The organism is Arenimonas sp. (genome assembly GCF_019459675.1).
Classification (GTDB): Bacteria; Pseudomonadota; Gammaproteobacteria; order Xanthomonadales; family Xanthomonadaceae; genus Arenimonas.
This window is the reverse complement of the sequence record NZ_JAIBFH010000430.1, coordinates 1-8,469: the sequence shown is the minus strand read 5'-3', so window position 1 is coordinate 8,469 and position 8,469 is coordinate 1. Positions and strand designations below refer to the sequence as shown.

Here is an 8,469-nt window from a genome sequence, read left to right as displayed (position 1 = left end):
TCACCGACGACGTCGTCGGCGGCACCACCGAAGCGATCAACATCATCTTCGACGTGCAGACCGAGCTGCTCACCAACGGCAACGTTGACTGCGCCTTCTCGATCTACGACCAGCCGTCGCAGGCCCAGGCCGGTGGCGCTGCTGGCCGCATTGCTTCGGCCGGTACCAACGGCGTGTTCCGTCCGTTCATCCGCTCGGTCCCGAGCTTCGCGTTCGTCGCCACCCCGGGTCAGGCCATTGCTGACGTGGAAGCCACCAACGGCGCCTACACCGATTTCCTGACCACCGGCGTGTTCGGTTCGATCGACCATGACCTGGTCGCCGCGCCGCCGTTCAACGAAGACGGCGCGCTGATCACCCTGGCCGACCTGTTCGCTCCGGCCACCAACATCGACGTCGCCGGTGATTTCACCGCCGCCGCCGACGTTGAGCTCGACGGCACGTCGGCCAACACCCTGACCGACACGCTTGCCACCTTCGTCATTGGTGCCAACGCGGTCGCGGGCGACCTGGACTACATCGCCGACCTGGCCACCCCGATCCTCGAGAGCCTGTACACGGCCACCCTCGACGTGACCGCGAACACCGGCTTCACCATCGCCGACGTGGGCCCGCAGGCTGCTGGCGAAATCGTCCGCAACGGCACCCAGCTGCAGGCTCCGCTGGCCCAGGTTCCGGCCGGCTACCTTAGCCGTATGGTCCTGACCAACACCGGCAACGTGGCTCGTCCGTACGAGATCTCCGTGCAGGGTGAGACCGGCAACACCTACACCACCAACAACCTGACCGGCAACGTGCCGGCCAACGGCACCATCGTTGTTGAGCTGGGCACCGTGCTGAGCAACTTCAGCGGCGCCCCGCGCGCCACGCTGAACGTGACCGTCGCTGCGCCGAACAACCAGATCCAGGGTCTGTACCAGATCACGAATCCGGCTGCCGGCTCGGTGAGCAACCACGTCATGGTCCGTCCGGGCACCAACTAATCCTTCGGGTTTAGTGACGTCATTGGAAAGGCCCGCTTCGGCGGGCCTTTTCTTTTGTGGGGCGCGCCTGCCCGGCAGGCGAGCCGTTGGCTCCTATATAGTCCCCAGTCACCCCTGGACCGCGCTCCTGGATGACCACGCCTTCTCTCCCGCAGGAAACGTCCACGCCCGTTGATGAGCCAGGCGCGTCCTGGTGGCATGTGTTCCTTGGCCGGCCGGGTGCCCGCCGGCATCATTTCGATGCGCTCGATGGCCTGCGCGGCCTCGCCGTCCTGATCGTGCTGCTGTCGCATTTTTCCAACTACGGCGTGCTGGTGTTGCCGGGCATTGGCCTGTCGGGCATCGGCAAGAGCGGCGTGTATCTGTTCTTCGTCCTCAGCGCTTTCCTGTTGACCCGCGTGCTGCTGGAAAGACCCCTGGCGAAGTTCGCCGATGGCTGGCTGTGGGCCGACTATGCGCTCAGGCGCGTGCTGCGGATCTGGCCGCTGTACCTGGTGGTGCTGCTGGTCAGCTGGTGGTTGACGCGCGCCGGTGTGCAGGGCTGGCACTACGTCATCGACACCGGCGCGCTGATCCGCCACCTGCGGCTGCAGGAAGGGCAGAGCGTGCTGTGGAGCATCCCGGTCGAATTCACCTTCTACCTGTGGCTGCCCCTGCTGGCGCTGGCCTTTGTCTGGGTGCAGCACAGGCGCTGGCCATGGCCGGTTGAGGCGGTGCTGGCGATCCTGGCGCTGGCCGGCGCGGCGTGGGCGTGGCCGGCCCAGGCTTCGGCGGTGAATGACGTGCGGCTGGGCCCGTACCTGGTGATTTTCCTCTGCGGTGCGATGGCGGCACGCTGGGACCACCGGTTGCGCCATGCCCGGACGCGCCCGCGCCAGGCGACCTGGGCCGCGGTGGGTGTGGCGGCAATGCTGGCCTGCGCGCTGAGCATTCCCCAGGTTTGGGCCTGGCTGAGCGGTGACGCTGCCGACGGTTCGCTCAACCACCGCTGGTTCCTGTTCTTCGGCGTGGTGTGGTCCCTGCTGCTGCTGGCGGTGCTGCACGGACCGCAGTGGCTGCGCGCCCCGTTTGAATGGGCGCCGTCGCGACTTCTCGGCGTAGTGAGTTTCAGCGCCTACCTGTGGCACATGCCCATCCTGGACGGACTGCTCCGCGTGGGCGTCGCCCAATGGCCGTTGGCAGCGGCCGTGGTGCTGGCGGCGTCGATCGCGGCGGCCATGCTTTCCTACCTGCTTTTCGAACGTCCCCTGCGCGATGTCCGCCTGCGCCGCGCCGGCCGCTCCGGCGCCGGCGGCACACCGCCGCAAGCCTGAACAGCCGGGCCTCGGGCGAGGCTGGCCGCGGGGGTGTTCGGGTATCATTCCCCACTGCCCTTCACACCCTCCAGGAGCCCTCGTGGCACATCGCCCAGGCACCCTTGCCATCCATGCCGGCCAATCGCCCGACCCCAGCACCGGCGCGGTGATGACGCCGATCTACGCCACGTCCACCTACGTGCAGTCCAGCCCGGGCGTGCACCAGGGCTTCGAGTACTCGCGCAGCCACAACCCCACCCGCTTCGCCTACGAGCGCTGCGTGGCGGCGCTGGAGGGCGGCTCGCGCGGCTATGCCTTCGCGTCGGGCCTGGCCGCCACGTCGACCATCCTGGAGCTGCTCGACAGCGGCAGCCATGTGATCGCCATGGACGACGTCTACGGCGGCACCTACCGCCTGTTCGAGCGCGTCCGCCGCCGCTCCGCCGGTCTGGATTTCAGCTGGGTGGACCTGAGCGACCCCCAGGCCTTCGAAGCGGCCATCCGGCCCGAGACCAAGCTGGTGTGGATCGAAACCCCGACCAACCCGCTGCTCAAGATCGTCGACATCGCCGCCATCGCCGCCATCGCTCGAAAGCGCGGCCTGGTGGTGGTGGTGGACAACACCTTCAGCTCCCCGATCCTGCAGCGTCCGCTGGAGCTGGGCGCGCACCTGGTGATGCATTCGGCCACCAAGTACCTCAACGGGCACTCCGACATCGTCGGCGGCATGGTGGTGGTGGGTGATGACGCCGAGCTCGCCGAGCAGATGGCCTTCCTGCAGAACGCGGTGGGCGGCATCCAGGGCCCGTTCGACAGCTTCCTGGCGCTGCGTGGCCTCAAGACCCTGCACCTGCGCATGAAGGCCCACTGCGAGAACGCCATGGAGCTGGCCAGCTGGCTGGACCGGCATCCGTCCATCGAAAAGGTGATCTACCCCGGCCTGGCCTCGCACCCCCAGCACGAACTGGCCAAGCGCCAGATGCAGGGTTTTGGCGGCATGGTTTCGATCTACGTGAAGGGCGGCCTGGACGGCGCGCGCCGCATGATGGAGCGCTGCCACCTGTTCGCGCTGGCCGAGTCGCTGGGCGGCGTCGAAAGCCTGGTCAACCACCCGGCCATCATGACCCACGCCTCGGTGCCGGCTGAACGCCGCGCCGCGCTGGGCATCACCGACAACCTGGTGCGGCTGAGCGTGGGCGTGGAGGACGTGGAAGACCTTCGCAGCGAGTTGGCCGAGAGCCTTTCGTGACCCCGAAGCCGTCACTGCTCCATCGCCTCTCGCGTCCCTTCGCTGCCCTGGCTGACCATCGCTCGCTGACGGTGGAGCTGGCGCGCCGCGACATCCTGGGCCGCTACCGCGGCGCCAGCTTCGGCCTGCTGTGGTCGCTGATCAGCCCGTTCATGATGCTGATGATCTACACCTTCGCCTTCGGCACCGTGATGGGCGGCCGCTGGCCCCAGGTGGAAGCCGGCAACACCAGTTTCGCCATCATCCTGTTCGCCGCCCTGATGGTGCACGGGTTCTTCTCGGAATGCCTGGTCAAGTCCCCCAACCTGGTGACGGCGAACCCCAACTTCGTCAAGCGCGTCATCTTCCCGATCGACATCCTGCCGTGGCCGCTGGTGATGTCGGCGCTGTTCCATACCGGCACCACGCTGGTGGTGTTCCTGCTGCTGCGGCTGGCGATGGACGGGCAGGTGGCGTGGACGACGGTGTTCTTCCCGGTGGTGATGCTGCCGCTGGTGATGCTGTGCCTGGCGATGTCGTGGTTCCTGGCGGCGCTGGGCGTGTACCTGCGCGACATCAACCAGGTGACGCCGCTGCTGTCGCTGGCCATGCTGTTCCTGTCCACGGCGATGATGCCGCTGTCGTCGGTGCCCGAGTCGTACCGCTGGGTGTTCATGCTCAACCCGCTGTCTTTCATCATCGACCAGGCGCGCGCCGTGCTGCTGTGGGGCGACCTGCCCGACTGGCAAGGGCTGGGCATCTACCTGCTGGTGGCGATGGTGCTGCTGTACGCCGCGCGCTATTTCTTCGCGACTACGCGCCGGGGCTTCGCCGATGTCCTCTGAGTCCGCGCCGATGCCGGCCGGTGATGCGGCCATGATCCAGGTGGATCGTGTGTCCAAGTCGTTTCCGGTCTACGCCAAGCCGCACCACCGGCTGATGCAGATGCTGCTGCCGGCGTCGGAACGGCGCTGGTACAAGGAATTCCACGCGCTGTCGGGTATTGATTTCCGCGTTCCGCGCGGCCAGACCGTCGGCATCGTCGGCCGCAATGGCTCGGGCAAGTCCACGCTGCTGCAGATCATCTGCGGCACGCTGACGCCCAGCGCCGGCGACGTGCGCGTGCAGGGCCGGGTGGCCGCACTGCTGGAGCTGGGCGCCGGATTCGCGCCGGACTTCACGGGCCGTGAGAACGTCTACCTCAACGCCACGGTGCTGGGACTGACGCGGGCGGAAGTGGACGCGTGTTTCGACGACATCGCGGCCTTTGCCGACATCGGTGAGTTCATCGAGCAGCCGGTGAAGACCTACTCGAGCGGCATGTACGTGCGGCTGGCGTTTGCGGTGGCGATCCACGTCAAGCCCGACGTGCTGGTGATCGACGAGGCGCTGGCGGTGGGCGACGAGGCCTTCCAGCGCAAGTGCTTCGCGCGCATCGAAGCCATTCGCGCCGCCGGCGCCACGGTGCTGTTCGTTTCGCATTCCGCCGGCACGGTGATCGACCTGTGCGACCGCGCGATCCTGATCGACGGTGGCGAGCTGATCGCCGACGGCCCCCCCAAACAGGTGGTTGGCCTTTACCAGAAACTGCTTTACACGCCGGCCGACCGCGCGCGCGAAGTCCGCGAGCAGATCCGCGCCGGCACCGCGACCCTGCTGGCGGGCGAGGGCAGCTCGAAGGCGGCCGCCGCAGGGACCGTGGCTGCCGTGCCGGCGCCGGGCGGCTCGGGGCCCGAGCCCTACCTCGACGAGGCCATGCGCCCCAGCAGCACCTTGTCGTACGAGCGCCGTGGCGCCCGCATCGAGAACGCGCGGCTGTGCACGCTGGCAGGCCAGCCGGTGAACGTGCTGGCGGCGGGCCGCGAGTATGTGTACCGCTACAGCGTCGACTTCGAAGGCGCGGCGGCAGGCGTGCGCATGGGCATGATGATGCGTACCCTGACCGGCGTGGAGGTTTGCGGCGCGGCCACGGCCACGCCCGAGAACGCCCTGGCGGCGGTTGCCGCGGGTGAGCGTATCGAAGTTGAGTTCAAGTTCCGCTGCATGCTGGCGCCCGGCACGTATTTCCTCAATGCCGGGGTGCTGGGAAGGCTGGCCGAGGGCGAAACCTACCTCGACCGGCGGATCGATGTCGCCATGTTCCGCGTCATGCCGGACGCCCACCGCCTGGGCACCGGCCTGGTGGACATGGACGTCACCGCGCATGTCCGTCATTCCTGATGGGGTTGCCCGCACAATGAAACCGAACAGCTTTGGCATCCTGGTGGCGGGCATGCACCGCAGCGGCACGTCGGCCACCGCGGGCGCCCTGCAGCACCTGGGCGTGGCGCTCGGCGAGCGCCTGCTGACCGGCGCGCAGGACAACCCCAAGGGCTATTTCGAACACGAAGGCGTCGTGCACGTGCACGAAACCCTGCTGCGCGAGCTGGGCAGCTGGTGGTGCGACCCGCGCCCGCTGCCGGAGGGCTGGATGGCCATGCCGGCCGCGCGCCGCGCCGAGGACGACCTGGTGGGGATCTTGCGCCGTGATTTCGCCGGCGAGGCCCTGTGGGCGGTGAAGGATCCGCGCGCCTGCCGCATGGTGGCGCTGTGGCGCCGCTGCGTCGAGCGCCTGGGCGTGGCTTCGGGCGTGCTGCACGTGGTGCGTTCGCCGGCCGAAGTGGCGTCGTCGCTGCGCTCGCGCAATGGTTTTGGCAAGCCGCTTGGCGAGCTGCTCTGGCTGCGCCATGTGCTGGACGCCGCGCGCGACTCCGACGGCATGCCGCGCACCGTGGTGCTTTACGACGACCTGTTGCGCAGCCCGGTGGACGTGATGCGACGCGCCCTGCAGGCGCTGGGCGCGGATGTTCCGGTGATCGACGCCGCCCAGTTGGGTGGCCTGGGCGAATTCGTCGAGCCGGGGCTGCGTCGACACGGCGCGGGCACCGCCGATGCCAATACGGCGATCTCCGCGATCGCCAGCGACGTGTTCGATGTGTTCCAGGGGCTGGCCGCAGGGCAGGACGCCTGGGCGCGCCTGGACGCGCTGCGTGCCCGCTTCGACGAGGCCTGGGCGGGAATGGACCCGATCGTCGGCGCCATGGCGGAAGCGGTTTTCCCCACGCTGGATGGCTTCGCCAAGCTCGAGGCGGAAGGCTACGCGCTGCGCTCGCAGCTCAACGCCCAGCTGGCCTGGTCGGAGCAGGCGGTGCTGGACCATCGCGCCACCATGGACGAGCGCGACGCGCTGGCACACACCTCGGCGCAGACGCTGGCGGAGACTGTGGCGCGAGCAGATGCGCACGCCGAAGCCCTGGCCGAGCAGCTGCGGATCCGCTCGGCCGATCTCCACCAGCGAACCCTCGACCTGGAAACCCGCGCCGACGAACTGGCGCGCAGCGAGATCGAGCGCCAGCGGCTGGAGTCCGAGATTGCATCGCTGCAGCAACAGCTGGCTCGCGCCAGGCACGAATATTCCGACGTCATCCACTCGGCATCCTGGCGCTGGACGGCGCCTCTGCGTTCGCTTCGCAGCAGGCTTGGCCCCGGGAAACCGTAAGCCGGTCGGCCCGACGGCGAATTTCTAGAAGAGAAAGCCAATGATCTATTTCACCTCCATCTGTTCGAACTACCTGCCCAAGGCGATGACGCTGGCGGAGTCGGTGAAGCGCCACTGCCCGGACGCGCACTTCGTGCTGTGCCTGGTGGAGCGCGAGGTGCCCGACGTGGCCCGCGCCTTCCCGCATTTCGACGAGATCATCCTCGCCAAGGACGCGGGCTGGGACAACTTCGACACGTTCATGTTCCGGCACAGCATCGTCGAAGCCTCCACGGCGGTGAAGCCGCGCTTCATGATCCACCTAACGGAGCGCTATCCCGACGCCGACAAGTTCGTGTACCTGGATCCGGACGTGCGGGTTTACGGTGATTTCGTCGAGCTGCGCGAACTGCTGGACGATCATTCGATCGTGCTGGCGCCGCACCTGCTCCGGCCCGGCAACATCGACATGGAGATCAGCTCGCTGGCGCATGGGTCCTACAACCTGGGTTTCCTGGCGGTCAGCCGTTCGGAGAATTCCGCACGCTTCCTGCAGTGGTGGGCAGACCGGCTGTTCCTGTTCTGCTACGACGACAAGGCCCGGGGCATCTTCACCGACCAGAAGTGGATCGACCTGGTGCCTTCGTTCTTCGACTGCCACATCCTCAAGCACCACGGCTACGATTTCGCCACCTGGTCGCTGCTGGGCAGCGACCTGCGCGAGGTGGACGGCCACTACGTGATCAACGGCGACCGCCTGCGCTTCATCCATTTCTCCGGGCTGGACTCGGGCACCATCGACAAAGCCATCGGCTGGTGGCTCACCGACGACAACCGCGACACGTTCGTGGCGCTGTACGCGGAGTACCTTGCCCTGCTTGAACAAAACGGCCAGTCTGTGATCGGCAAGACGCCGTGGAGCTACGGCACCTATGCCGGCGGCGACAAGATCGCCAACGCGGCGCGCGTGGTCTACCGGTCCCCGGACTGGTGGGAGCGGGTGCCGCACCCGTTCGAGGCGAACGACGCGACCTTCCTGCCGGCCGGCCGGCCGGGGGCGGACGCTGACGCTTCCTCGCCGGCCAGCGAAGAGCCGCCGACCATCGTCAACCGCTTCCTGCGCTCCACCCTGGACATCGGCTTCGGGCCGACCATGGCCAAGGCCGTGCGCAAGCTCACGTCGCGAGGCGCACGGGATCCGCAATGAGCCGCGTCTCGATCATCATCCCGTGTTTCAACGCCGGCGACCTGCTGCTGGAGGCCGTTGATTCGGCCCTGGCGCAGACCCATCGCGACCTGGAGGTCGTGGTGGTGAACGACGGTTCCACCGATGCTCGCACGCTGGAAGTGCTGGCAGGCCTGGACGACCCGCGGGTCAAGGTGATCCACCAGGCCAACGGCGGCCCGTCGGGGGGGCGCCACCCCCCCCGGGACCAGAACCCCCGC

The 8,469-nt window shown here is 67.8% G+C and carries 8 protein-coding genes; all 8 read left to right on the top strand.

Annotation, left to right across the window (positions count from 1 at the left end; genetic code table 11):
• A partial coding sequence (locus K0M70_RS14180) for a hypothetical protein (protein ID WP_290783035.1) occupies positions 1–983 on the top strand: 983 nt, incomplete at its 5' end.
• A 131-nt stretch (positions 984–1,114) separates the two neighbouring features.
• Entirely contained in the window at positions 1,115–2,296 is a 1,182-nt protein-coding gene (locus K0M70_RS14175) for an acyltransferase (RefSeq protein ID WP_290783033.1), read from the top strand.
• An 82-nt stretch (positions 2,297–2,378) separates the two neighbouring features.
• Positions 2,379–3,527, top strand: a complete 1,149-nt coding sequence (locus K0M70_RS14170; protein WP_290783031.1) for a cystathionine gamma-synthase — start codon at positions 2,379–2,381, stop codon at positions 3,525–3,527.
• Positions 3,524–4,351, top strand: a complete 828-nt coding sequence (locus K0M70_RS14165) for an ABC transporter permease (protein WP_290783029.1) — start codon at positions 3,524–3,526, stop codon at positions 4,349–4,351. The genes K0M70_RS14170 and K0M70_RS14165 overlap by 4 nt, the downstream gene beginning before the upstream one ends.
• Complete coding sequence (locus tag K0M70_RS14160; RefSeq protein ID WP_290783027.1) at positions 4,341–5,726, top strand: ABC transporter ATP-binding protein; 1,386 nt, start codon at positions 4,341–4,343, stop codon at positions 5,724–5,726. The genes K0M70_RS14165 and K0M70_RS14160 overlap by 11 nt, the downstream gene beginning before the upstream one ends.
• Before the next feature lie 16 nt (positions 5,727–5,742).
• Complete coding sequence (locus K0M70_RS14155) at positions 5,743–7,044, top strand: hypothetical protein (protein WP_290783025.1); 1,302 nt, start codon at positions 5,743–5,745, stop codon at positions 7,042–7,044.
• 40 nt (positions 7,045–7,084) lie between these two features.
• Entirely contained in the window at positions 7,085–8,230 is a 1,146-nt protein-coding gene (locus K0M70_RS14150) for a hypothetical protein (RefSeq protein WP_290783023.1), read from the top strand.
• On the top strand, positions 8,227–8,469 hold a 243-nt coding region (locus K0M70_RS14145), incomplete at its 3' end, for a glycosyltransferase family 2 protein (RefSeq protein WP_290783022.1). The genes K0M70_RS14150 and K0M70_RS14145, both read left to right, overlap by 4 nt.